Genomic DNA, 24,649 nt, shown 5'->3' with positions numbered 1-24,649 from the left:
GCCCGGCCCGCAGGCGGCAGCCGTCCCGGGCGGCGTGGGGGCGCAGGCCCCGGCGGAGGACGGGCTCCGGGACGCAGGGCAGCACACAGGGCAGCACACAGGGCAGCACACAGGGCAGCACACAGGGCAAGACTCAGCGGAAGGCAGGCGCATGGCCGCCCCAGACACCAGGACGTCCGAGCCGGTCGCTGCGGGCGGTGCCGTGCAGCACACGGTCGGCACCGCGAAGGTCCTCGCCGTCCCCAAGGGCCGGACGGGCGCCGCACGGCTGCTGCTCGGCCGTGACGCGGTGATGATCTACGTGCTCCTCGTCGTCGTGATCTACGCGTGCCTCGTCATCCCCCGGTTCGCCTCGCCCGTGACCGTCGGGTTCCTCCTCCTGGACGTGATCCCCACGCTGCTGATCGCGCTGCCGATGACGCTGGTCATCATCTCCGGGGAGATCGATCTCTCGGTGGCGAGCATCGCGGGGCTGACCAGTGCGCTGATGGGTGTCCTGTGGCAGGCGGGCGTACCGATCGCCCTGGTCCTGGTGATCTGCCTCCTCGCCGGTCTCGCTGCCGGGGCCTTCAACGGGGTGCTGATCGCCTACCTGGGATTGCCCTCCCTTGCGGTGACCATCGGTACGCTCGCCCTGTTCCGCGGGCTCGCGCTCGTGGTGATCGGCGACAACGCGGTGGCGAACTTCCCTCCCGCGCTCACGGCGTTCTTCACCTCGAAGATCGGCGGTACGGGCATCCCCACGGTCATGATCGGCGTCGTCCTGCTGATCCTCGCCTTCGCCGTCGTCCTGCACTTCACGCCGTTCGGCCGCGGGCTCTTCGCCCTCGGCTACAGCAAGGAGGCCGCGACCTTCGTCGGTATCGACGTGGCCCGCTCGAAGTTCCTGCTGTACCTCGCGACCGGGACGGTGTCCGCCCTGGCGGGCATCTACTGGACGCTGCGCTACTCGAGTGCCCGCAGCGACAACGCCAGCGGCCTGGAGCTGGCGGTCATCGCGGCGGTGCTGCTCGGCGGCGTGTCCATCTTCGGCGGCAAGGGCTCCATCCCGGGGGTCCTCGCCGGGGTTCTGCTGATCGGCACCATCAACTACGCACTGAAACTGGATCGCGTCTCCGAGGTGGTCCTCATCATCGTGACCGGTTCCCTCCTCATCCTCTCGGTCGTGGCCCCCACCATCACCGACGCCCTCCGGCGGGCCCGCCATGCGCGGCGTGTCCGCTCCGCACCACTTTCCTAGGCCGTCCCCCTAGGTTCGCACCCGGCGACTGGTCCCCAGCGCCCATCGAAAGGAAGAAACAATGAGGTTCATCCATTCAGGAACCACCCGACGCCGGGCGGCTTTCGCTGCCCTGGCGACGAGCACCGCGCTGGTCCTCAGCGCCTGCGGCGGTGGAGCAGCGTCCGAGGGCGGCGGTTCCGAGGGCGGCAGCGGGTCCGACGGCGAGCAGACCGTCACCTTCATCCCCAAGCAGCTCAACAACCCCTACACCGACGTGGTGCTCGGGGGCGGGGAGGACGGCGCATCGGAGGCCGGGTTCGCCTCCTCGGAGGTCGTGGGGCCGCTGGATGCCAGCGCGTCCAGCCAGGTCTCCTTCATCAACGCGGAGACGCAGCGCGGCACCAACGTGATCGTGATCGCCGCGAACGACCCCGACGCCGTCGGCCCCGCCCTCGAGGAGGCCCGCACCGCCGGAGCCAAGATCGTGGCGTTCGACTCCGACACCAACCCCGACTACCGCGACGTCTTCGTCAGCCAGGTCGACGCGAAGGACGTGGCACTCATCCAGCTCGAGCTCATCTCCGAGCAGATCGGCGGCGAGGGCGAGATCGCCATCCTCTCGGCCACGGCGAACGCCACCAACCAGAACGAGTGGATCAAGTACATGGAGGAGGAGTTGGCCGCCAACCCCGACTACGCGGGTATCGAGCTCGTGGCGAAGGTCTACGGCGACGACGACGACACGAAGTCCTTCCAGGAGGCGCAGGGCCTGCTGCAGGCGTACCCGGACCTCAAGGGCATCATCTCGCCCACCACGGTCGGGATCGCCGCCACCGGCCGCTACCTCTCCACGTCGGAGTACAAGGGCAAGGTCGCGCTGACAGGGCTGGGGCTGCCGAACGAGATGCGCCCCTTCGTCAAGGACGGCACCGTGACGGAGTTCGCGCTCTGGGATCCGGCACAGCTCGGCTACGTCGCCGCCTTCGCGGGCAAGGCACTGGCCGACGGCGACATCACCGGCGAGCCCGGCGACACCTTCGAGGCCGGCGAGCTCGGCGAGCGTGAGATCGGCGAGGGCGGGATCGTCCTGGTCGGCCCGCCCACGCAGTTCAACGCGGAGAACATCGACGACTACGACTTCTAGCCGCACGAGCGGGGCGGGGCGCCCACCACGGCGCCCCGCCCTTCCGCACCCCTTCCTTCCGCACCCCTTCGTCGTTCCGCACCCCCTGTCCTTCCGCACCCCCTGTCCTTCCGCGCCCCCGCCCGCCGTTCCGCTTCCCGTCGAGGAGCCACCATGACCACCGATTCCACGGGTGCGCCCTCCGCATCGCCCGCCCTGTCAGGACTGCTCGAACCGGTCCGACGCCGGCCGACCCGCCTGGGCCTGGTGTCCGGAGGGCTCGGCGCCTACTGGCCCCAGTTCCCGGACCTGCTCCCGCAGCTCAGGGAGTCGGCACGGTACGTGACGGAGCGCTTCACCGCCCTCGACGCCGAGGTCACCGACGTCGGCTTCGTGTCCGATCCCCGTGAGGCTGCCGTGGCGGCCGAAGAGCTGCGCCGCGCGGACTGCGACCTGATCGTCATCTTCCTCACCACCTACCTGACGTCCTCGATGGTGCTGCCGATCGCCCAGCGCGCGAAGACGCCCGTCCTGGTGATCGACCTGCAGCCCACCGAGGCCATGGACCACGCGAACGTCGACACGGGGACATGGCTCGCGTACTGCGGCCAGTGCCCCGTGCCGGAGGTGGCGAACGTGTTCAAGCGTGCCGGTATACCCTTCCGTTCCGTGTCCGGCTACCTCACGCAGGAGTCCGCCTGGGCGCGGATCGACCATTGGGTCCACGCCGCCGGGGTCCGCGGCCGGCTGCGCCACGCCCGCCACGGACTCATGGGCCACGTCTATCCGGGCATGCTCGACGTCTCGACGGACCTGACCTCGGTGTCGACGACCTTCGGCTCCCACGTGGAGGTCCTCGAGTTCGACGACCTCCGCGAGCTCGTCGCCGAGGTGACCGACGAGCAGGTGCGTGAGCGCCTGGCGCTGGCGCGTAGCCTCTTCAGCGTCGACGAGTCCGTGGACGACGGCGATTTCGCCTGGGGCGCGCAGGTGTCGGTGGGACTCGATCGGCTGGTCGCCGAGTTCGACCTCGATTCGCTCGCCTACTACCACCGGGGCCTCGCCGGCGAGCAGCACGAGCGGCTCGGAGCGGGGATGATCCTCGGGGCTTCGATCCTCACGGCCCGCGGCGTCCCCATGGCGGGCGAGTACGAACTGCGGACCTCGATCGCGATGCTCGCCGCCCAGGCCATGGGCGCGGGCGGATCCTTCACGGAGATCCAGGCCCTCAACTTCTTCGACGGCGTGGTGGAGATGGGCCATGACGGGCCGGCCCATCTTGCCGTCAGCGCCGCGGACCCGCTCCTGCGCGGGCTCGGCGTCTTCCACGGCAAGCGCGGGTGGGGCGTCTCGGTCGAGTTCGACGTGCGCCACGGGCCGGTCACCACCTTCGGGATCGGCCAGGATCCGGACGGCTCCTACGTCTTCGTCACGTCCGAGGGCACCGTGGTACCCGGGCCTCTCCTGGCGATCGGCAATACGACGTCGCGCGTGGACTTCGGCGGTGACCCCGGACTGTGGGTCGACGCGTGGAGCCAGACCGGCATCGGCCACCACTGGGCACTGTGCGTGGGGCACCGTGCGGCCGATGTGAAGGCGGCCGCGTCCCTCCTCGGTGTCGAGCACCGCCACGTCACCCTCTGACAGCCCACCCCCAGATCGACCACAGACCGACCACGGACCGACCACAGATCATCGAGACATCAAGGAGAACCCATGGAACGCGTCTGCTTCCAGTTGCAGATCCGCCCCGAGAGCATCCCCGAGTACCGGGAGCGGCATGCAGCCATCTGGCCGGAGATGGCGCGGGCGCTGAAGGACACGGGGTGGGACAACTACTCCCTGTTCCTGCGGCCGGACGGGATGCTGATCGGCTACATGGAGTGCGAGGACTTCGCCGCGTCCCAGGCCGCCATGGCTGCCACGGAGGTCAACGGGCGGTGGCAGGCGGAGATGGCGCCGTTCTTCGTCGCGCTGGAGGGGCGCCCGGACGAGGGGTTCCTGCGCCTCGAGGAAGTCTTCCACCTCGAGGACCAGCTGTAGGGCAGTGGCGGGGTTGTCCCGGCCCGGAGCCGGACGTCCCGCACGGCCTCGCGTCTCGCGGTCCATCGAGGCCGGTCCTGTCGGGTCCCTCGAGGGCCGGTCCTGCCGGGATCGTCGCCTTTGCCGCCAGACACTGATTCGTTCCGTCCGCAGGGACAGGGAGTGCCGATTCAGGGGTCGACGGAGATCCGGGGGATCGAGGCCGTGACCAGGGAGCCGTCGGCACGCCTGCTCCCCTCGATGTCGCTCGTGGTCGGCGTCCCGGTGAGGCGTGGGCCCTGGTCCTCGAGCGCCACGGTGACCGGACCGGACGCCGTCACCGTCACCGGCCGGCCGTGGACCCAGACGGTCGCGGTGTCACCGGTCTCGACCGTGAACGTGATGGCCTGCTGCGTCACCTCGACGCGCAGTCGCGTCCCCCGCAGGGTGACCCGGAAGGTCACGCGCGTCCACGCGACCGGCAACCTCGGCTCGAAGGTGATGCGGCCCCCGTGGTCGCGCATGCCCCCGAAGCCGTACACCAGGGCGCTCCACACGCCGCCGGTCGAGGCCACGTGGATGCCGTCGGACGTGTTCCGGTGCAGGTCGGCGAGGTCCACGAAGAGCGAGGACATGAAGTACCTCAGCGCGAGGTCGTGGTAGCCGACCTCGGCGGCGATGATCGACTGCACCACGGCGGAGAGCGTGGAGTCCCCTGTGGTGAGCGCCTCGTAGTACTCGAAGTCGGATCGCTTCTGCTGCATCGTGAACTCGTGTCCCTGCAGGAGCAGCGCGAGGACGACGTCGGCCTGCTTGAGGACCTGGAAGCGGTAGATCACCAGAGGGTGGTAGTGGAGCAGGAGGGGGCGCTTGTCCGGGGGAGTGTTCTCGAGGTCCCAGAGCTCCTTCTCGAGGAACGCGGCGTCCTGGGGGTGGATGCCGGCGCGTTCGTCGAACGGGATGTGCATGCTCTCGGCGGCATGTGTCCATTCCCAGAGTTCGTCCTCCTGGAGGTCCAGCCGCGCGACCATCCGGGCGTGCGCGGCGGGATCCACGTCGGCGAGTGATTCGACGGCGCGCACCGCGGAGCGGAGGTTAGCCCGCGCCATCACGTTCGTGTAGAGGTTGTCGTTGACCACCGTCGTGTACTCGTCGGGTCCGGTGACGCCGTGGATGTGGAAGTTGTCATCCCCGTTGCTCCGCCAGAACCCGAGATCGGCCCACATCCTCGCTGTCTCGACGAGGACGTCGACGGCGCCGCGGTGGAGGAAGTCGTCGTCGCCCGTCGCCGCCACGTACTGCATCATGGCGTGGGAGATGTCGGCGTCGATGTGGTACTGCGCGGTGCTCGCTGCGTAGTAGGCGGAGGACTCCTGGCCGTTGATGGTGCGCCAGGGGAAGAGGGCGCCGCGCTGGTTCAGTTCGCCGGCGCGCGCACGGGCGGAGTCGAGCATCGACTGCCGGAAGCGCAGTGCGTTCCGCGCGACGGTGGGCGCGGTGTAGCTCAGGAACGGCAGGACGTACACCTCGGTGTCCCAGAAGTAGTGCCCGCCGTACCCGGAGCCCGAGACGCCCTTCGCCGCGATACCGCCGCCGTCGGTCCTGGCGGTGGACTGCGCGAGCTGGAAGATGTTCCAGCGGACCGCCTGCTGAACGGTGGGCTGGCCCTCGATCTCGACGTCGGAGCGGGTCCAGAAGTCGGCGAGCCAGTCCTTCTGCTTGCCGAAATGCTCCTCCACCGTCGTCTCGCGGGCGCGGTCGAGGGTGCGCCCGCAGCGGTCGGCGAGCTCTCGGGCGGGCACGCTGCGGGATGTGTGGTAGCTGATGGTCTTCAGGAGGCGGACGGGATGGCCGGGCCTCGCGCGGACGCGGTAGACGTGCTTCGCGAGGTCGTCCTCGATGTGCGAGCTCTGGTCCCATTCGTTGTCCGTGAGCAGTTCGTGCTCCATGGCGCAGGCGATGGTCATGCGCGAGTTGGTGGTGCTGTAGCCGAGCAGGTAGCGCGGACCGTCGGAGCGCTTCAGCCGCGGCTGCAGCACGCGGTCGCGGAACGATTCCGCCTTGCGGGGGTCGAAGGACTCCCCGTCGACCGGGGCGCTGACGTGGTACTCGTCCAGGCCGTCCTGCCGGTTGAGGATCTGGCTGGAGATGAGGATGGAGGCGTCGGCGTCGAGCATCTCCACCTCGTAGTCGATGAGGGCGAGGTGCCGGTCGGTGAAGGAGACCAGGCGGCGCGAGCGGATGAGGACACGCTTGCCCGACGGCGTCCGCCACTCGATCTCGCGGGTGAGGACGCCGTCGAGGAAGGAGAGACGCCTGGTGTGCCGGAGGATGTCGGCGCGCGTGAGGACGAAGGGCTCGTCGTCGACGTACAGCCGGATGATCTTGGCATCCGGCACGTTGACGATCGTCTGGCCCACGCGGGCGAATCCGAAGGCCTCCTCGGCGTGCTGGATGGGCCAAGTCTCGTGGAATCCGTTGATGAAGGTGCCGGCGTCGTAGCCGTCCCTCCCCTCATCGAGGTTGCCGCGCATCCCGAGATAGCCGTTGCCGACGGTGAAGAGGGTCTCGTTGCGGCCCGCATGGGCGCCGTCGAACTCGGTCTCGACGAGGGCCCACTCGTCCACCGGGAAGTGGTTGCGGTCCACGGGGTCTGCTGGGGGGAAGATCATGGGGTTCCTGTACTGGGTGAGCGGAAGCGGGCAGGCAGCGGCGGCGTCAGCCGGCGGCGAGGAAGGGGATCAGTTCGGCGAGATCGTCCACGACGACGTCCGCCCCGTCGCCCAGGAGTGTCGCAACACCCACGCCGCGATCGACGCCGATCACGAGCCCGAAATCACCGGCACGACCGGCGGCCACCCCGGAGGGGGCGTCCTCGACGACGGCGCAGGCCGAGGCCGGAAGGCCGAGCAGTTCCGCCGCGTGGAGATACGTGTCGGGGGCCGGCTTACCCGCGATGCCGAGCTCCGCCGCCAGCAGGCCGTCGACCACGGTGCCGAAACGTGCGGTGAGGCCGGCCGCCGCGAGCACCGCTGTGCCGTTCCGTGAACTGGTGACGACGGCCGTCCGGAGGCCGGCCGTCCGCGCGGCGTCGAGCAGTGCGAGGGAGCCGGGGTAGGCCGCGACACCCTGTTCCTCGAGGGTCTCGTTGAAGGTCCGGTTCTTCCGGTTGCCGAGGCCGCACACCGTGTCCAGCGTCGGCGCGTCCTCGGGTGAACCTTCGGGCAGGGTGATGCCGCGGGAGGCGAGCAGGGCCCTGACGCCGTCGTATCGCGGGCGTCCGTCGATGTGCGTGAAGTAGTCCTCGTCTGTGTAGGGGCGGTCGATTCCCCGGCCCGCAAGGTATTCGGAGAAGAGGCGGGCCCAGGCACGCATGTGCACCTCGGCGGTCGGGGTCAGTACGCCGTCGAGGTCGAAGAGGAGGGCCTGCAGGGAGGCCAGCCGGGCCATGGCGGGGGAAGGGTGCACGGAGTGGCTTTCGGGAGGGTCGGTACACCATCCCGCCTGCGCGGAGTCGATGGTGTCGGGCGGAGTCGGCGACGACCCTCGGTGGTGCTTCGGGTACGTCGTCGGGTGCGAGGACACGCGACTTTCCGCCCATGTAAAGCGCAACCCTGCGCCGCCATCCTACCCCGGGGAGGTGGAGGGTGCGCAGGATGACGGGGCGCCCACCGGTCGTCCGCTGCCGGCACGGTCCCCCGTGCCGGCAGCGGACGGTCCTGCCCGGTCAGGGGGTGACGACCAGCTTGCCGACTGTGTGACCTTCTGCTGCCCGCCGGTGCGCGTCGGCGATGTCGGCGAGGGCGTAGCGTCGTTCCACCCGGAGGGCGACGAGCCCGGGGATCACCCCGGCCCCCGGGCCGGGACGGACGGCGCTGCGGGCCTCAGGCCAGGTGACTCGTCTGGTCGGCGATCGGAACCGAGCCCGCAACCGCGACATCGCCGGTGTGGGAGGTCGTGACCGTCTCGACGAGGACGATGTGCACTTCCTCCTCGGCGACGGGATTGTGCCGCACGCCGCGCGGTACGACGTAGAACTGCCCGGGTGCCAGTTCCACGGTCGCTTGTCCGTCGATCTCGATCCGCAGGTGCCCCGAGACCACGAGGAACATCTCGTCCTCGTGCTCGTGGGCGTGCCAGACGAGTTCCCCGAGGAGCTTGGCCACCTTGATGTACTGATCATTCACCTGCCCCACGACGCGCGGGGTCCAGTGCCTGGTCACCTGTCGGAGTTCGGCGGCGATGTCTGTTCCGGAGAAGTCGGTCATGGCACCAGTGTCCACCAGGGTGCGAATGACGGACGGTGAACCGTGGATGATGCCGCGGGCGATGATCGATGCCCGTCGCACCGAAGCTGCCCGATCGGGGCTTCGGCCTGCCCCAGGGCGGGTGCTGTCCGGGCACGAGATACCCGCTCCAGGAAGTGCCCGGACATACACCGAGGTCGACGACGTGATCCTCGTATCAGCAATGGAGAGGTTGCCCCGGCGAGGTGCAGGACATCATTCGTCCATCAGAGAGGACGCGGTGCGTAGACGTCAGCGAGCCGATCCATCAGGGCATCCATCCGGGGGTCGACTATTCGGCGTCCCGGGTCCGCGTCATGCCAGGCGATCATCTCTCGAGCGCCCTGGCTGAACGGAATCCTGGCCGCGAATCCGGGGACGAACGAGCGGATTTTCGAGTTGTCGAAAATCATCGTGTGCGATTTGTCGCCCAGTAGACCTGCGCCCCACTCGGGGTCGGCTTCGGCAATGGATTCCGAGGCCACGTGGACCAGGACGGGGTCGGGGACGCCGGCAGCTTCCGCGATCTGGGCATAGATCTGGTTCCACGAAGGGGCCTCCTGGCTGGTGATGTGCACAGCTTCACCGATCGCGCAGGTATTTCCGAGCAGACCGACGAAGCCCCTCGCAAAATCGCGGCTGTGGGTGATCGTCCACAAGGAGGTTCCGTCTCCGGGCACGATGACGGGCCGCCCGGCGCGCATGCGGTCGACAACGGTCCATCCTCCGTCGAACGGGACCAGTGTCTCATCGTAGGTATGAGAGGGTCGCACCATCGTGACGGGAAATCCTTCCGCGCGATAAGCCGTGGTGAGCAGGTCCTCACAGGCAATCTTGTTGCGCGAATACTCCCAGAAGGGATTCCTCAAAGGAGTCGATTCCAGTACGGGCATGTGCGTCGGCGGTGTCTGATAGGCAGAGGCCGAGCTGATGAAGACGTACTGTCGGGTACGTCCGGCGAAGATCTCGATGTCCTGCTTCACCTGCTCGGGAGTGAAATTGACCCAGCTGACCACACAGTCGAAAATGTGACCGGCTGTGGCATCGAGGACCGCCTGCTTGTCCCGGGAGTCGGCGATCAACGTGGTGACGCCCTCGGGAACCGGACGCAGGGTGTTCCTTCCTCGGTTGAGGAGATAGACGTCCATCCCTGCGTCGACTGCCTGTCTCGTGCAGGAGGTGCTGATCACTCCACTCCCGCCGATGAACAATACTTTCAAGCCCTGCATGGTTGTCTCCTGATAATTCATGGAACCCGCCTGTTGTACGGTCCCTGACGATACGCCGCTGAGGGACCGGAATGAGTAAGAGCTGGGCTGCGGTCGACGGAGGCACAGGCTGTCCTGTGCCTCCGTCGACCTCGTTGTTCCCGTCACCATCGACGAAGGGTTCGCTGTCGGGTCATTGAGACGATCCGCGGTCGATCTCGGGTCGTATCAACCCCGTCTCGTCAGCCCGCAATCGGCGCGGCCGTACTGTCACGGAGGACGAGCCGCGTTGCGAGGTCCATCCGCGGGATGGTTCTGAGGGTGCTTTCACTCATGCGGATCACGAGCCGCGCCGCTTCCTCAGCCATCGCAGTCAGAGGCTGATGCACGGTCGTGAGCGCAGGGCTGGACCACTGGGCAAGCTGAAGATCGTCGTACCCGACGATCGACAGATCAACGGGCACACGCAGGCCGAGGGTCCTCGCAGCCTCGATGACGCCGAGCGCCTGGAGGTCGCTCCCCGCAAAGATGGCTGTGGGGCGGTCGGGCATCGTCAGAAGTTCACGAGCGATACTGCGGCCACCATCGACCCGGAAGTTACCGAATCGCACGAAGCGGTCATCTATCTCGATGCCGGCGGTGTTCATGGCGGACCGGTATCCGTCGAGGCGGGCAAAGGAGCACATCATGTCGTCGCGACCGGTGATCGCGGCGATCCGGGTGTGGCCCAGTTCGATGAGATGGCGGGTGGCGACGAGGCCGCCGGACCAGTTCGCCGACCCGATCGCGGGGACGTCCGAGGCCGGATCTCCGGCCGGATCGATGATCACGAACGGGATGGCACGCGATTGGAGAGTTGCCTTGGCTTCAGCTGCGAGATCGGCGAAGACGAGCACCACCCCGACGGGGCGCCTGCGGAGCACCCCGGTGAGCCAGGCCGGCGACGGGGAGTGGCGGTCGCCCGACTCCGTGAGGACGACGCTCAAATCGTTGGTACGAGCGACATTTTCGACTCCTCGAATGATCTCCATGGCCCACGCCGTTTCGAGTTCGGGAAAGACGAGCTCGATCAAGGTGTCCCTGTTGGGCAAGCCGGGGCGTCGTTGGTACCCGTGCTTACCGAGAAGATCCTCGACTTTCGTTCTCGTCCGCGCGGACACGTCCGAACGGCCGTTGAGGACCTTGGAGACCGTGGAGAGCGAAACACCGGCCTCCGCAGCCAATTCATTGAGCTTGACCTTGCGGCCTGAGTCGATCATCGGGATCCAATCCAACCTCTTGCGGCAAACACTTGCGTCACACCCGGCCATCACTGTTACGCTCACCACACACTAGGTGTCTTCGACGAAAATGTCGAAACTTTCGAGAGGTGTTCAAAGATGAACAAGCACAACATGAGGAAGCTGCTGACCGTCGGGGCGGTATCAGCTCTCGCCCTCGGCGGGCTGTCGGCGTGTGGATCCGGCGATGGAGCAGCGGAAGACGGTGGCGATGTCACCATGACCTTCTGGCACAACTCGACCACCGGCGCCGGCAAGGCGTACTGGGAGGAAACCGCCGCAGCATTCGAGGAGGCGAACCCGGGTGTCACGATCGAGATCCAGTCGATCCAGAACGAAGAGATGGACGGGAAGCTCCAGACGGCGCTGAACTCCGGCGATGCACCCGACATCTTCATGGCGCGCGGCGGCGGCAAGCTCGCAGATGTCGTCGCGGCCGGGCAGGCCATGGACATCACGGACTCCATCGACGACGCCACCAAAGCCGCTGTGCCCGAGAGCGTGCTGAACGCCTTCGCGGTCGACGGCAAGATCTACGGCATGCCGACAGCCCTGCTGCCCGGTGGCATCTACTACAGCCAGGACCTCCTCACCGAAGCGGGCGTCGAAGGAACACCGACCACCATCGACGAGCTCGGTTCAGCCGTCGACGGTCTCAAGGGCGCGGGCATCGATCCCATCGCGGTCGGCGCGAAGGATGCCTGGCCTGCTGCTCACTGGTACTACTTCTTCGCGGTTCGAGCCTGCTCGCAGGACGCCATCAACACGGCCGCCGACACCATGGAGTTCGATGACCCGTGCTGGCTGGAGGCCGGTGACAACCTGCAGGCATTTGTCGACACGGAGCCGTTCAACAACGGATTCCTCACCACCTCGGCGCAGCAGGGCGCGGGTAGCTCTGCCGGACTCCTCGCCAACAAGAAGGCAGCCATGGAGCTCATGGGAGCGTGGAACCCCGGTGTCATCGCTTCGCTGACTCCTGACGAGAAGCCTCTGCCGGACCTGGGGTGGTTCCCGTTCCCGGAGGTCGACGGCGGCGACGGGGAGCCTGGCGCCATGATGGGCGGTGTCGACGGATTCACCTGCTCCGCTCAGGCACCCCAGGAAGAGTGCACCGCTTTCCTGAACTTCTTCATGCAGCAGGAGCAGCAGGAAGGCTACGCAGCGGCGTTCCAGACGATCCCCGCCAACCAGGACGCCCAGGCGGCTGTCACTGATCCGGCGCTCCAGTCGATCCTCGAGGCGTACAACGAAGCACCGTACGTCACCGTGTGGCTCGACACCCTCTTCGGACAGAACGTCGGAAATGCGCTGAACACGGGCGCCGTCGACATGTTCGCCGGTCAGGGTACCGCCGAGGACATCGTCGCCGGTATGAGCGACGCAGCGGCCAAGGGCTAGCAGCAGATCATGATCCAACCTGCAGGGGGTGCTCCGTCGATGACGGACCAGCAGCCGCCGCGGGGCACGGTTGAGGCAGGGGATGGCGCTCATGCGGCATCCCCTGCCGCACCGCGACCCAGACGGCGTGCAACCGACTGGCGCAAGCGCCTCGAGATCATCCTTCTGGCCGGGCCGGCGATCCTCGTGTTTGTCAGCTTCGTGATCTTCCCGGTCGTCCTCGCCGGCTACTACGGTTTCTTCCGCTGGAAGGGCTTTGGTCCGGCCACCGACTTCGTCGGTTTCGAGAATTACCTGATCATCCTTCAGGACAGCGCGTTCCACGACGTGCTGCGCCACAACGGGTTCATCCTGGTGCTCTCGCTGGTCATCCAGGGACCGATCGCGATCGTCCTCGCGCTCTTGCTCAACCAGAAGATCCGGGGCCGCTCGATCATCCGGGTGCTCATCTTCGTCCCGTACATCATCTCCGAGGTCATCGTCGGGATCGGCTGGGGTCTCATGCTGCAGACCTCCGGTTCGGTCAATGGCCTGCTCGACAGCATCGGATTGGGAGCTTTCCAGAAGGACTGGCTCTCCGATCCGAGTATCGCCATCTGGTCACTGATGGTGATCATCTCGTGGAAGTACATCGGCTTCGCCGTCATCCTCTTCCTCGCCGGCTTGCAGAGCATCCCCGACGAATTGTTCGAGGCGGCCGCGATCGACGGAGCCAGCTACTGGCAGATCCAGCGCACTATCACGCTGCCGCTCCTCGGGCCGACCCTGCGGATCTGGGCGTTCCTGTCGATCATCGGCTCGCTGCAGTTGTTCGACCTGGTCTTCATCATCTGGGGCCAGTACGTCGCCTCCACTGCTGGGACCTCGACCATGGCCACCTACATGGTCGCCAACGGACGCACGTCCGGCAACTTCGGCTACGGCAGTGCTGTCGCCGTCGTCATGTTCCTGATCTCCCTCGTCATCGCACTGATCTACCAGCGGTTCGTCCTTTCACGCGACACTGCCGGTGCCCTCACAGAAGGAAAGAAGTGATGGCTGTTCTCGAAGCTCCACCACGCCTGCACAAGAAGCGTCCGCCGAGTGACCGCCAGGAGTGGGGGAGCCCGGCGACCTATTTCATCGCCTTCGTCTTCATCGCACTCTGTCTCGGACCTGTCGTCTACATCATCCTCGGTGGGTTCCGTGACAACTCGCAGATCACCAATTCGCCCGCCGGGTTCCCGGATCCGTGGAATTTCGACAACTATGCGGAGGTGCTCGCGAGCCGGACTTTCTGGCAGCAGGTCGGCAACTCGGCGATTGCCGGTCTCGCTACGACCATCGGTGTGGTGGTGCTCGGCCTGATGGCGAGCTTTGTCCTCGCGCGGTACAGGTTCGCCGGCCGCGGGGCCATGTACTCACTGTTCGCTGCCGGGCTCATGTTCCCGATGACCGTGGCGATCACGCCGCTCTACATCCTCGTCAGGGAACTGGGCCTGATGAACAGCCTCGCCGGCGTGATACTCCCGCAGATCGCCTTCGGCTTGCCGGTGACGATCATCATCCTGGTGCCGTTCCTCAAGGCCATCCCCGATGAGATCGAAGAGGCGGCGTCGATCGACGGGACCAGCCGGCTGGGCTTCTTCTTCCGGATGGTCGTTCCCCTGTCGCTGCCGGGCGTGGTGACGACGGGCATCCTTGCGTTCGTAGCGAGCTGGAACAGCTATCTCCTGCCGCTGTTCATCCTCGGTGACCAGGCGACGTACACCCTGCCGCTCGGCGTCCAGGCGTTCGCGTCGCAGTATTCGGTGGACACGGCGAAGGTTCTCGCCTTCACCTCCCTGTCCATGATTCCGGCACTCATATTCTTCACGCTGTTCGAGCGTCGCATCGTCGGCGGACTTACCGGCGCCGTCAAAGGTTAGGACCCCCTTGAGCACCACGACATCCACGACGACCATGCCGGCATGGCACGACGTGACCGCATCTGCTTCCGACCGTGCCGAAGCACTCCTGACCGAGCTCACGCTCGAGGAGAAGATCGCCCAGTTGTTCGGCGTCTGGGTCGGAGCGTCCACCGAGGGCGGAGACGTTGCACCCCATCAGAACGACATGGACGACGTCATCGACCTCGACGCTCTCCTGCCGAACGGGCTCGGCCAGTTGACTCGGCCATTCGGCTCGGCTCCGGTCGACCCGGCACTCGGAGCGCTGTCCCTCCTCCGCAGCCAGCGTCGGATCGCAGCATCCAACCGGTTCGGCATCCCGGCTGTCGCGCACGAAGAGTGCCTCGCCGGCTTCGCCACCTGGGGGGCGACCGCCTATCCGGTGCCCCTCGCCTGGGGGGCCTCGTTCAACCCGGGGCTCATCGAGCGGATGTCGCGCCGCATCGGTTCCGACATGCGCTCGGTCGGCATCCACCAGGGCCTCGCCCCGGTGCTCGACGTCGTGCGGGATGCCCGTTGGGGTCGCGTGGAGGAGACGATCGGGGAGGACCCGTACCTCATCGGCACCATGGGAACGGCGTACGTCCGTGGCCTGGAGTCCGCAGGGATCGTCGCAACGCTCAAGCACTTCGTCGGATACTCGGCGTCGAAGGCCGGCCGCAATCTCGCGCCGGTGTCGGTCGGGCCGCGTGAACTCGCCGATGTCCTGCTCGTCCCGTTCGAGATGGTCATGAGGGAGGGCAAGCCGCGTTCGGTCATGCACTCCTATACCGACATGGACGGTGTGCCATCGGCGGCGGACGAGTCGCTGCTCACCGGAGTCCTGCGCGACGCCTGGGGTTTCGACGGCACGGTCGTGGCCGACTACTTCGGGATCGCCTTCCTGAAAATGCTGCACGGCGTCGCAGGGTCGTGGGGCGAGGCCGCCGCTCTCGCGCTCACTGCGGGCGTTGACGTCGAATTGCCGACCGTGAAGACTTTCGGCGCACCGCTGGCTGAAGCGGTCCGGTCGGGCGAGCTGCCCGAGTCGGTCGTCGATCGCGCGCTCCGGCGCGTGCTGCGCCAGAAGGTCGAACTGGGGCTGCTCGATCCGGACTGGGATGCGACCCCCGAAGCGTTGCGGGACGTCGACGTGGACACGGCGGACGGCATCCGCGGCACCATCGACCTGGACAACGCCGGCAATCGGGCGGTCGCCCGCGAGATCGCCGAGCAATCCATCGTGCTGGTGAGCAATGACGGGATCCTTCCGCTCGCCGCTCCCCGCCGGATCGCCGTCGTCGGGCCGACGACCGACGACCCCTTCGCCGTGCTCGGCTGCTACTCGTTCCCCGCGCATGTCGGCGTGCAGCATCCCGACACGCCCCTCGGCATCGAACTGCCGACACTGTTGGCCAGCCTCCGCATCGAGTTTCCCGACGCTGACATCGAGTACGTGCCAGGCACGACGATCGACGGAGGTGAGACCGCCGGGATCGCAGCAGCCGTGGAGGCTGCGACGCGGGCCGACGTCGTCGTCGTCGCCCTCGGTGACCGGGCCGGGCTTTTCGGCCGCGGTACGAGCGGTGAGGGGTGCGATGTCGAGTCGCTCCGTCTCCCCGGAGCCCAGCAGGACCTTCTCGACGCCGTGCTGGCGACATCGACTCCTGCAGTCGTCACGCTGCTCGCCGGACGACCGTACGCGCTCGGATCCGCTGTCACGGGCGCCGGTGCGATCGTGCAGGCGTTCTTCGCAGGAGAAGAAGGAACCGGAGCACTCGCCGGCATCCTCTCCGGCCGGGTCAATCCGAGCGGACGCCTGCCCGTCAGCATCCCGGCCTCGGAGGGAACGCAACCGTCCACCTATCTGGCCGCTCCCCTTGCGCGCTCCAACGACGTGTCCAGCATCGACCCGACCGCAGCCTTCGCGTTCGGGCACGGGATGGGCTACACGACCTTCGACTGGAGTGCCGGCCAGCACGGACCGAACACGGTCGGAGTCGACGGCACGGCGACCCTCGGCCTCCGTCTCAGCAATACCGGGGACCGCTCCGGGACGGAGACAGTCCAGGTCTACGTCCACGATCCGGTCGCGTCAGTGGTGCGCCCGGTGCAGCGTCTCGTCGGATTCCAGCGCGTCGACCTGAACCCGGGCGAATCCGTCGAACTCTCGGTACACGTCCCCGCAGATGTCACCAGCTTCACCGGCAGGAACGGCCAGCGGGTCGTGGAACCGGGGGAGATCGTCCTTACTCTCGGGGCATCGAGTACCGATCTGCGGATCACGCACTCGGTGCAGCTCGCCGGTGAAGCCCGCGTCGTCGGCTTCGACCGGGCCTTCCACCCGAGCTTCACCGAGATTGCACGCAGCGCCTCATGAGTGTCGATCACCGCCGGGGAACCATGCAGATCAGGGTGCTGGACGCCGTCGGCGACCCTGTGCGCAACGCACATGTCACCGTGGAACAGCAGAGTCACGAGTTCGCCTTCGGCAACATCGGTTTCGACTTCATCCCGCTGGCCAATGGTGAGACCGCGCAGGACACCGCGGCGGAGCCCGTTCCCGGCGGGGCGCAGCTCGACGGCCTGCCGGAGCTCGGGACGATGTGGCTGGACGTCTTCAACACTGCGACCCTTCCGTTCTACTGGCGGGGATTCGAGCCGACCCGCGGCAGGCCCGACACTCAAAGACTGCTGCGGGCCGCCTCGTGGTTCGCTGGGCACGGCGTGACGGTGAAGGGGCACCCGCTGACCTGGCACACACTCGCGCCCGAGTGGCTCACCGGTCTACCGGTCGCGGAGATCGAGCGGTTGCAACGCGAGAGGATCCGACGCGAGGTCACCGACTTCTCAGGGGTGATCGACACGTGGGACGCCATCAACGAGGTCGTGATCATGCCCGTCTTCACCGCAGAGGACAACGGCATCACCCGGCTCGCGCAGAGCATCGGCCGCGTGCCCATGATCCAGCTCGCGTTCGAGGAAGCTCGCGCCGCCAACCCGTCGGCAACTCTCGTCCTGAATGACTTCGACCTGTCGACGGACTACGAAGCCCTGATCGAGGGCGTGCTCGAAGCAGGGATCGCCGTAGACGCGATCGGCCTGCAGACGCACATGCATCAGGGGTACTGGGGAGAAGAGACCATGCTCGCGATGGTCGACCGGTTCGCCCGCTTCGGGCTGCCCCTCCATCTGACGGAGACCACGTTGCTGTCGGGGGACCTCATGCCACCGGAGATCGTCGACCTCAACGACTATCAGATCCCCTCCTGGCCATCGACACCCGATGGAGAGGCCAGGCAAGCCGATGAGATCGTCCGCCACTATCGTTCGCTCGTGGGTCACCCAGCGGTGCACGCCATCACGTACTGGGGCTTCACCGACGACGGAGCATGGCTCGGCGCACCGGGCGGAATGGTCCGGGCCGACGGCACGCCGAAACCCTCGTTCCATGCACTGCGGTCGCTGATCAAGGACGAATGGTGGCTGCCTCGAACATCGATGCGCACGAATCATGACGGACAGGTGTCGATCGCAGGGTTCTTCGGTGATTACGTGATCACGCGCGACGGGCGGAGCGCCCCCGTCTCGCTCTCCCGGGGGCGTGAGACGGACGCGATCCGATTGTGCTGACTCCGATCGTCGCGCCAACCGGACCGCAACCACCTGCACCCGGCAACTCGTCACACGGCCCGGAACGCGGCCGACCTCGTCATTCCTCGGACCGGTGGTGGGTCCGGGCGATCCTCACACCGCCCCTACGTCCTGCGAGGTGTTGTGCATGAAGGCGATGACGGCGATGGAGGAACGCCTCGCTCAGGAGGAGCGATGCCGAGCAGTTCCTTGTTCCACACCAGGGCCAAGGCCCCGGGCATGGCGCCGCTCGGGGGGCCCGGGCTCTGAGGGAAGAGTTTCCTCAGACGTAATGATGGACAGGATCATGTTGTGACCGATGCCCGTATCAGTATTGAACGTTCAGCGATCGTTGCACCCCTGAACCGCAGGATCTTCGGGTCGTTCGTCGAGCACCTCGGCCGGTGTGTGTACGGCGGGATTCACGAGCCCGATCATCCCACCGCCAATGAGGACGGGTTCCGGCTCGACGTGGTCGAGCTCGTCAAGGAGCTCGGATCGACCACCATCCGTTACCCGGGTGGCAACTTCGTGTCGGGTTATCGCTGGGAAGACGGTGTGGGACCACGCGATCAACGCCCGGTACGGCGCGACCTCGCCTGGCATGCTCTGGAGTCGAACCACGTAGGAATCGACGAGTTCGCTCGCTGGTGCAAACTCACCGGCTCGGAGTTGATGATGGCGGTGAATCTCGGGACTCGTGGGATCGACAGTGCCCTTGACCTCCTGGAGTACGCCAACCATCCAGCAGGAACGGCACTGAGCGACCAACGCATCGCCAACGGCGCTGTGGAGCCCTACGACATACGCATGTGGTGTCTGGGAAACGAGATGGACGGACCGTGGCAGACCGGATACATGAGCGCCGACGCTTACGGCCAGATCGCTGCCCGGACCGCACAGGCCATGAAAGCGGCGGACAAGACCCTGGAACTCGTGGCCTGTGGATCCTCCGGGTCCTCGATGCCCACCTTTGGCGACTGGGAGCGCATCGTGCTCGAACACGCCTATGAACATGTGGACTACATCTCCTGTCACGCGTACTACCAGGAGCGCGGTGGTGACCTCGATTCCTACCTCGCCTCGTCCTTGGACATGGAGTACTTCATCCGAGCCGTCGTCGCCGCCGCTGACCACGTCAAACACAAGGTGCGCAGCGACAAGACCATCAACCTGTCCTTCGACGAGTGGAATATCTGGTATCTCGACGAGCATCAAGCGTCCGGACAGGTCGATGACCAGTGGACCTATGCACCCCGCCAGCTCGAGGACGTGTACTCCGTCGCTGACGCCGTCGTGCTCGGCAACCTCCTGATCACCCTGCTCAAGAACCACGACAGAGTCACCTCTGCGTCGCTGGCACAACTCGTCAACGTCATCGCGCCGATCAGGACCGAGCCAGGTGGTGCTGCATGGCGTCAGAGTACGTTCTTCCCTTTCTCGGTCACGGCACGCCTGGCCCGAGGCCAGATCCTTCGCCCGATCATCGAGGTGGCCACCTACGAGACTTCCGTCTACGGCCCTGCCCTTCTCGTCGACGCCGTTGCAACAATCGATGGGGAGGCCGGCTCGTCTGCAGTGTTCCTCGTGAACCGCAGTCGAACCGAATCGATCGACGTCTCGATCGACGTCTCCGATCTGGGAGCCACCACGATCACCGAGGCACTCACCCTGCACGATGACGACGTCTACGCGAAGAACACGTTCGAGGACCAGAACCGGGTCGGCCTCGCACCACTCGGGAGCGTCGCTCTCAACGAAGGGACGCTCACCCTGATCCTTCCGCCTGTGTCCTGGTCCGCCATCAGCCTCAGGTAGCTCTCCGGTCCTGACGCTCACCACGTCAGGGATGCCGTGTGACAAAGGCCTGAGTCCCGGATTCGAGGCTGGATGCGCCGGCACACATATTCGTACGAAGGATCTACCCCTCATGACTCACGTCAGTGCCGACCGACCCGCGCAAGGGTATCTGCCCCGAGAGGAGGCCTGCATGGTCACCACCGTCACGATACGACTCGACGATGAGCTGCGAGATCGGATTGCAGAAGCAGCGCGGCTGCACGATGTGACGCTCAGTCGTTACATTCGGGACCAACTCGCCGAGAATATGCAGTTCGAAGTACGAGAGGGCCCAGATGGTGATGGGTCGGACCTGGACGTCGACAACCCTGATCTATCACCCTTCGAGCGCAGGATGCTCGTTCAGGCGCACCGGTTGGTTCTGGCAGCGAAGGGAGACCTCGGAGAGGCCTACTACAACAAGGACGATGAGGTCCAAGCGATCCAGATTCTGGAAAGCGGATTCGTCGGGGACTATTCGGCGGAGTTCGCTGGGATAGTCACTCCGATGTCTCAGGCGGAATGTGAGCTCGTCTGGGACATCTTCGACATGTTCCGGGTCATCGGAGCCAGTGCCAGAGCCCTCGACGGGGGGTGGCAGCACATCGGGGTGGACGAGCGCTACGGTACGTTCCGTGGTTTCGACGGAAACCATCCACTCGAGAGTCGCATGCTCGGCTACGCCAGATACCTCGTGAAGCACGACCGATGGACCGAACAAGCTGATGTGGTCCTGGCGAAGGGCGGCGTCTCGCCTACCGAGATGCTGCCGACCTACAGATCCATGCTGCGGGCCTTCAAACCTCTCTGGAGCCAGGTAGTGAGAGACGGCACGCGCTGGCACTTGTCAGAAGAGCAGATCAGGCAGGTCCTGGAGAACGTACCGGATGAGCGGGGTTGATGGATGGATGGCGACATCGCGGACGTGAGCATCCCGAGCGCGGGTCCGGAGGAGCGGCCGGGGTGACTTCTTCGTCTCGGTCAGGGCCTTCCACGTTTGCCACCGGCGATCTGCTGATGACCGACCAGTAGAAGCTTCTGACTGCTACGTGTGACGCGGATGACTGCAGGTGGGCCGTTTCCCGTCGTCGAAGATCTTGCTGTGATCGGGAAACCGGGCAGCTCGTTCGCTGCCTAGGGTGAGGGCGAAATTCTTGCTCGATTCTCTTGATGAAAGGAACTACCAGCCTCATGATGTCCACAGACAAGCCCGCCCTGCGGGTCGGTATGGTCGGCTATGCCTTCATGGGAGCGATGCACTCCCATGCCTGGCGCACCGCGCCCCGCTTTTTCGACCTGCCTCTTCATCCCGAGCTCGCCGTCCTCGCAGGTCGGGACGGACGTGCCGTGAAGGCCGCGGCCGGGAAGATGGGATGGGCGGACACCGAGGTGGATTGGCGGGCCCTGGTGGATCGTGATGACCTCGACCTGATCGATATCTGCACCCCCGGGGATACGCATGCGGAGATCGCGATCGCGGCGTTGGAAGCCGGCAAGCACGTGCTCTGCGAGAAGCCGCTGGCGAACTCGGTCGAGGAGGCGGAGCGCATGGCGGCGGCAGCGCAGGCCGCCGCGGCGAAGGGTGTCTTCGCGATGTGCGGGTTCTCCTATCGCCGCACTCCGGCTCTCGCCCTCGCCCGGCGGCTCGTCGGGCAGGGGAGGATCGGGACCATCCGGCACATCCGCGCCCAGTACCTCCAGGACTGGCTGTCGGATGAGACTGCGCCGATGACCTGGCGCCTGGACAGGAGCAGGTCCGGTTCGGGTGCGCTGGGGGACATCGGAGCGCACAGCATCGACGCCGCGCAGTACGTCTCAGGCCTGCGAGTCACGGGGGTCTCCGGTCTCCTCAACACGTTCGTGAACGAGCGCCCACTCGGGGGGACCCTCGTGGGCCTGGGCGGTCAGGGCGCCAGTGACGGGGACACCGGAACAGTCACGGTCGACGACGCCGCCGTCTTCAGCGCACGCTTCGACTCAGGGGCTATCGGGGTGTTCGAGGCCACGCGCTTCGCGCTCGGCAGGAAGAACTCGATGAGGCTCGAAGTCAACGGCAGCCTCGGTTCGCTCGCCTTCGACTTCGAGAACATGAACTCACTGGAGTTCTACGACGGCACTCAGCCCGCCGAGACCTCGGGCTTCAGCACCATCAATGTCACCGAACCCGTGCACCCCTACACCGGGAACTGGTGGCCGGCCGGGCATGGCCTCGGCTACGAGCACGGGTTCACGCACCAGGTCGTGGACCTGGTGCAGGCGATCGCCGACGGCGTGGTGCCTTCGCCGTCCTTCGACGAGGCCCTTGGGGTCCAGAAGGTCCTGCACGCCATCGAGCGAAGCGCAGCGAACGACTCGGGGTGGCAGCATGTCTGAGGCTGCCCCGGCCGGTATCGGACCGCGCCCCGTCACCCTCCTGTGGAACCCGATCTTCCGCATGCTCGACTCGATCGGCTACGAAGGCCACACCAGCATCGAGTGGGAGGACGCCGGGATGGACCGGCTCATCGGCGCACCACGAGCGTTGGCGCTCGTCCGAGAGCCGGCACGCCCGGCCCCGTCTGCTGCCGCCGTCGACGCCGCTTGCCCGGTGCGGCACGCGAGCACCCCTGACGTATCCGAGCACGCCTCCACGAAAGAAGGATCATGACCATGAAGAAAGCACTCGTCGTCCGCGGGGGGTGGGACGGTCACCAGCCCGTTGAGGCTACGGACCGTTTCATCCCGTTCCTCCGCGAGAACGGGTACACCGTCCGGGTCGAGGGATCGCCGAAGATCTACGCGGATGCGGACTACCTGTCGACCGTGGACCTGATCCTCCAATGCACCACGATGAACACCATCGAGAAGGACGAGTTCATCGGGCTGCGGGCCGCCATCGAAGCGGGGACCGGGCTCGCGGGATGGCACGGCGGCATCGCCGATTCCTACCGCAACGAGTCGGACTACCTCCATCTCATCGGGGGGCAGTTCGCGTGCCATCCGGGCAAGCATCCGGATGAGAGGATCGGCGAGCAGTCCGACAACTACGTGCCCTATCGGGTCACCGTGCTGCCGGCTGCGGCGGACCATCCGATCATGCAGGGGATCGGGGACTTCGACCTCGTCACGGAGCAGTACTGGGTCCTGGCGGACGACTACATTGACGTGCTCGCGACCACGACCCAGGCGGTCCGTGACTGGGACCCGTGGAACCGTCCCGTGACGTCTCCGGCCGTCTGGACCCGGCAGTGGGGCGAGGGACGCATCTTCGTCTCGACGCCCGGTCACCGCGTCGAGATCCTCGATGATCCGAACGTCCGAACCATCATCGAAAGGGGTTTGCTGTGGGCGAGCCGTTGAACGTCGGAATCATCGGCTGCGGAGCGATCGTGGCCCAGTACCTGAAGACCCTGCCGTCGCTGGAATCGGTGAATCTGAGGGCGGTGGCGGATCTCGACTTCAGCCGCGCGGAAGCCGTCGCCGCATCGCAGGAGGGCGTGCGGGCGCTGACGGTGGACGAACTCCTGGCCGACCCCGGGATCGACACGGTCCTGAACCTCACGATCCCTGCCGCCCACGCAGAAGTGGCTTCCCGGGCCATCGCTGCCGGCAAGAACGTCTACGGCGAAAAGCCCCTCGCTGCGAGCACGGATGAAGCACGGGAGGTGCTCGCCCTGGCCACCGAAGCCGGAGTGCGCATCGGGTGTGCGCCCGACACCGTGCTCGGGACAGGCATCCAGACAGCCCGCGATGCCATCGACAGCGGCATGATCGGCCGCCCGATCTCGGCCTCGGCCACGATGATGGCACCGGGCCACGAACGGTGGCACCCCAACCCCGACTTCTACTACGTCCCCGGTGGCGGTCCCCTGCTGGACATGGGCCCGTACTACGTCACCGCGCTCGTCACCCTGCTGGGGCCGGTCACGTCCGTCATCGGTGCGGCCAGCCACACGCGGAAGGAGCGGACCATCGAATCCGGTCCGCGCGCGGGGCAGACCGTACCCGTCTCCATCGACACGCACGTTACCGGCGTCCTCGTCCACGAGTCCGGAGCTCTGTCCACCTTGGTCATGAGTTTCGATGCGGTACGAACACGGGCTTCCAATATCGAGATTCACGGGGAGCTGGCCAGCCTCACCGTTCCTGATCCGAATTATTTCGACGGCGAGGTGTCCATCTGCAACCTCGGGAACGGGGATCAGGACGGGTGGACGGTGCTGCCCGTCAGCGCGGGATACACCGGTGCGGGCAGGGGGTACGGGCTCGCCGACATGGCATCAACGCCGAACGGCGAGCAGCACAGGGCGAACGGCAACCTCGCCTACCACGTACTCGACGTCATGGAATCGCTGCTGACTTCTACCTCCAGCGGGAGGGCCGAGACGATACGGAGCACGGTGGTCAGACCCCCCCTGGTGCCGCTGACCTCCCTGTGAGGGACGGTTGCCCCTGGGTCGACGACGGGAGAGGCCGTCTCCTGGAATCTCTCTGACCGCAGTTCCGCAGAACGTCCTCCGCCTCGGGCAGCACCGAATCTGCTCACTGACTCGAGGTTTCCTCGGAAGGCCACTGATTGCCCTGCGTCCCATCCGGTCCGCGATAGCTGGATGGGTGCTCGACCGGTCGTGCGAAGCACACGCCGGTCGAGGAGAAGGGCCTGGTTGCAGTGAGTGGCTGCAACCAGGCTCCTCTCGCCGCGACTCGTGACGTGTGTCATCTCGATGGGCCGGGGCGACCCACGTGCCA

At 66.3% G+C, this 24,649-nt stretch carries 20 protein-coding genes and 1 pseudogene; 15 read left to right on the top strand and 6 right to left on the bottom strand.

Annotated features, from left to right (window positions below):
* Positions 1 to 151 precede the first annotated feature (151 nt).
* The 4 genes from ACTIMO_RS02425 (at position 152) to ACTIMO_RS02410 (ending at position 4,388) form a co-directional block, all read left to right on the top strand.
* Positions 152 to 1,240 (top strand): ABC transporter permease, encoded by a 1,089-nt coding sequence (locus ACTIMO_RS02425; RefSeq protein ID WP_448181378.1) that lies wholly within the window; start codon positions 152 to 154, stop codon positions 1,238 to 1,240.
* A 61-nt stretch (positions 1,241 to 1,301) separates the two neighbouring features.
* Positions 1,302 to 2,366, top strand: coding sequence for a rhamnose ABC transporter substrate-binding protein (rhaS, locus tag ACTIMO_RS02420; RefSeq protein WP_055766693.1), 1,065 nt, complete (start codon positions 1,302 to 1,304; stop codon positions 2,364 to 2,366).
* Between the two features lie 153 nt (positions 2,367 to 2,519).
* Positions 2,520 to 3,989, top strand: a complete 1,470-nt coding sequence (locus ACTIMO_RS02415; RefSeq protein ID WP_448181377.1) for an arabinose isomerase — start codon at positions 2,520 to 2,522, stop codon at positions 3,987 to 3,989.
* 72 nt (positions 3,990 to 4,061) lie between these two features.
* Positions 4,062 to 4,388, top strand: a complete 327-nt coding sequence (locus tag ACTIMO_RS02410; RefSeq protein ID WP_055766699.1) for an L-rhamnose mutarotase — start codon at positions 4,062 to 4,064, stop codon at positions 4,386 to 4,388.
* A 170-nt stretch (positions 4,389 to 4,558) separates the two neighbouring features.
* Here ACTIMO_RS02410 and ACTIMO_RS02405 read toward each other — a convergent pair whose 3' ends face one another.
* The 6 genes from ACTIMO_RS02405 to ACTIMO_RS02380 form a co-directional block, all read right to left on the bottom strand.
* The gene (locus ACTIMO_RS02405) at positions 4,559 to 7,039 is read right to left on the bottom strand and encodes a glycoside hydrolase family 65 protein (RefSeq protein ID WP_448181376.1); all 2,481 of its coding nucleotides are present in this window, start codon (positions 7,037 to 7,039) and stop codon (positions 4,559 to 4,561) included.
* Positions 7,040 to 7,085: 46 nt separating this feature from the next.
* Positions 7,086 to 7,817 carry an HAD family hydrolase gene (locus tag ACTIMO_RS02400; RefSeq protein ID WP_448181490.1) on the bottom strand — a complete coding sequence of 244 codons (732 nt, stop codon included), beginning with the start codon at positions 7,815 to 7,817 and terminating at the stop codon, positions 7,086 to 7,088.
* A gap of 277 nt (positions 7,818 to 8,094) precedes the next feature.
* Complete coding sequence (locus tag ACTIMO_RS02395) at positions 8,095 to 8,307, bottom strand: zinc-binding dehydrogenase (protein ID WP_422390793.1); 213 nt, start codon at positions 8,305 to 8,307, stop codon at positions 8,095 to 8,097.
* Positions 8,252 to 8,635: a cupin domain-containing protein gene (locus ACTIMO_RS02390; RefSeq protein ID WP_422390792.1), complete on the bottom strand. Its 384-nt coding sequence runs from the start codon at positions 8,633 to 8,635 to the stop codon at positions 8,252 to 8,254. Before ACTIMO_RS02390 ends, ACTIMO_RS02395 begins: the two co-directional genes overlap by 56 nt.
* 245 nt (positions 8,636 to 8,880) lie before the next feature.
* Positions 8,881 to 9,903 (bottom strand): NAD-dependent epimerase/dehydratase family protein, encoded by a 1,023-nt coding sequence (locus ACTIMO_RS02385; protein WP_422390791.1) that lies wholly within the window; start codon positions 9,901 to 9,903, stop codon positions 8,881 to 8,883.
* A gap of 200 nt (positions 9,904 to 10,103) precedes the next feature.
* Positions 10,104 to 11,120, bottom strand: a complete 1,017-nt coding sequence (locus ACTIMO_RS02380; protein WP_448181375.1) for a LacI family DNA-binding transcriptional regulator — start codon at positions 11,118 to 11,120, stop codon at positions 10,104 to 10,106.
* Between the two features lie 120 nt (positions 11,121 to 11,240).
* Between ACTIMO_RS02380 and ACTIMO_RS02375 the strand changes: the two genes are divergently transcribed.
* The 11 genes and pseudogenes from ACTIMO_RS02375 (at position 11,241) to ACTIMO_RS02325 (ending at position 24,339) form a co-directional block, all read left to right on the top strand.
* Positions 11,241 to 12,542 (top strand): ABC transporter substrate-binding protein, encoded by a 1,302-nt coding sequence (locus ACTIMO_RS02375; protein WP_448181374.1) that lies wholly within the window; start codon positions 11,241 to 11,243, stop codon positions 12,540 to 12,542.
* A gap of 9 nt (positions 12,543 to 12,551) precedes the next feature.
* The gene (locus tag ACTIMO_RS02370; RefSeq protein WP_448181373.1) at positions 12,552 to 13,577 is read left to right on the top strand and encodes a carbohydrate ABC transporter permease; all 1,026 of its coding nucleotides are present in this window, start codon (positions 12,552 to 12,554) and stop codon (positions 13,575 to 13,577) included.
* Entirely contained in the window at positions 13,577 to 14,449 is an 873-nt protein-coding gene (locus ACTIMO_RS02365; protein ID WP_055766721.1) for a carbohydrate ABC transporter permease, read from the top strand. The genes ACTIMO_RS02370 and ACTIMO_RS02365 overlap by 1 nt, the downstream gene beginning before the upstream one ends.
* 34 nt (positions 14,450 to 14,483) lie before the next feature.
* Positions 14,484 to 16,829 carry a beta-xylosidase/alpha-l-arabinosidase gene (locus tag ACTIMO_RS02360; RefSeq protein WP_448181489.1) on the top strand — a complete coding sequence of 782 codons (2,346 nt, stop codon included), beginning with the start codon at positions 14,484 to 14,486 and terminating at the stop codon, positions 16,827 to 16,829.
* Positions 16,826 to 18,082, top strand: a complete 1,257-nt coding sequence (locus tag ACTIMO_RS02355) for an endo-1,4-beta-xylanase (protein ID WP_448181372.1) — start codon at positions 16,826 to 16,828, stop codon at positions 18,080 to 18,082. The genes ACTIMO_RS02360 and ACTIMO_RS02355 overlap by 4 nt, the downstream gene beginning before the upstream one ends.
* A 312-nt stretch (positions 18,083 to 18,394) precedes the next feature.
* Complete coding sequence (arfA, locus tag ACTIMO_RS02350) at positions 18,395 to 19,900, top strand: arabinosylfuranosidase ArfA (protein WP_448181371.1); 1,506 nt, start codon at positions 18,395 to 18,397, stop codon at positions 19,898 to 19,900.
* Positions 19,901 to 20,072: 172 nt separating this feature from the next.
* A complete protein-coding gene (locus ACTIMO_RS02345; RefSeq protein WP_448181370.1) occupies positions 20,073 to 20,822 on the top strand; it encodes a YfbU family protein in 750 nt (249 codons plus the stop codon).
* A 293-nt stretch (positions 20,823 to 21,115) separates the two neighbouring features.
* Positions 21,116 to 22,294 (top strand): Gfo/Idh/MocA family protein, encoded by a 1,179-nt coding sequence (locus ACTIMO_RS02340; RefSeq protein WP_448181488.1) that lies wholly within the window; start codon positions 21,116 to 21,118, stop codon positions 22,292 to 22,294.
* A 43-nt stretch (positions 22,295 to 22,337) separates the two neighbouring features.
* Positions 22,338 to 22,568: pseudogene (locus ACTIMO_RS02335) on the top strand (hypothetical protein); the annotation flags it as partial.
* Entirely contained in the window at positions 22,565 to 23,260 is a 696-nt protein-coding gene (locus ACTIMO_RS02330) for a ThuA domain-containing protein (protein WP_055766735.1), read from the top strand. The pseudogene ACTIMO_RS02335 and the gene ACTIMO_RS02330, both read left to right, overlap by 4 nt.
* Positions 23,245 to 24,339, top strand: a complete 1,095-nt coding sequence (locus ACTIMO_RS02325) for a Gfo/Idh/MocA family protein (protein WP_422390787.1) — start codon at positions 23,245 to 23,247, stop codon at positions 24,337 to 24,339. Before ACTIMO_RS02330 ends, ACTIMO_RS02325 begins: the two co-directional genes overlap by 16 nt.
* The last annotated feature ends 310 nt before the right edge of the window (positions 24,340 to 24,649 follow it).

Source organism: Arthrobacter sp. CP30 (genome assembly GCF_053470025.1).
The sequence above is the reverse complement of the archived record's forward strand: the minus strand, read 5'-3'. Positions and strand labels throughout refer to the sequence as shown.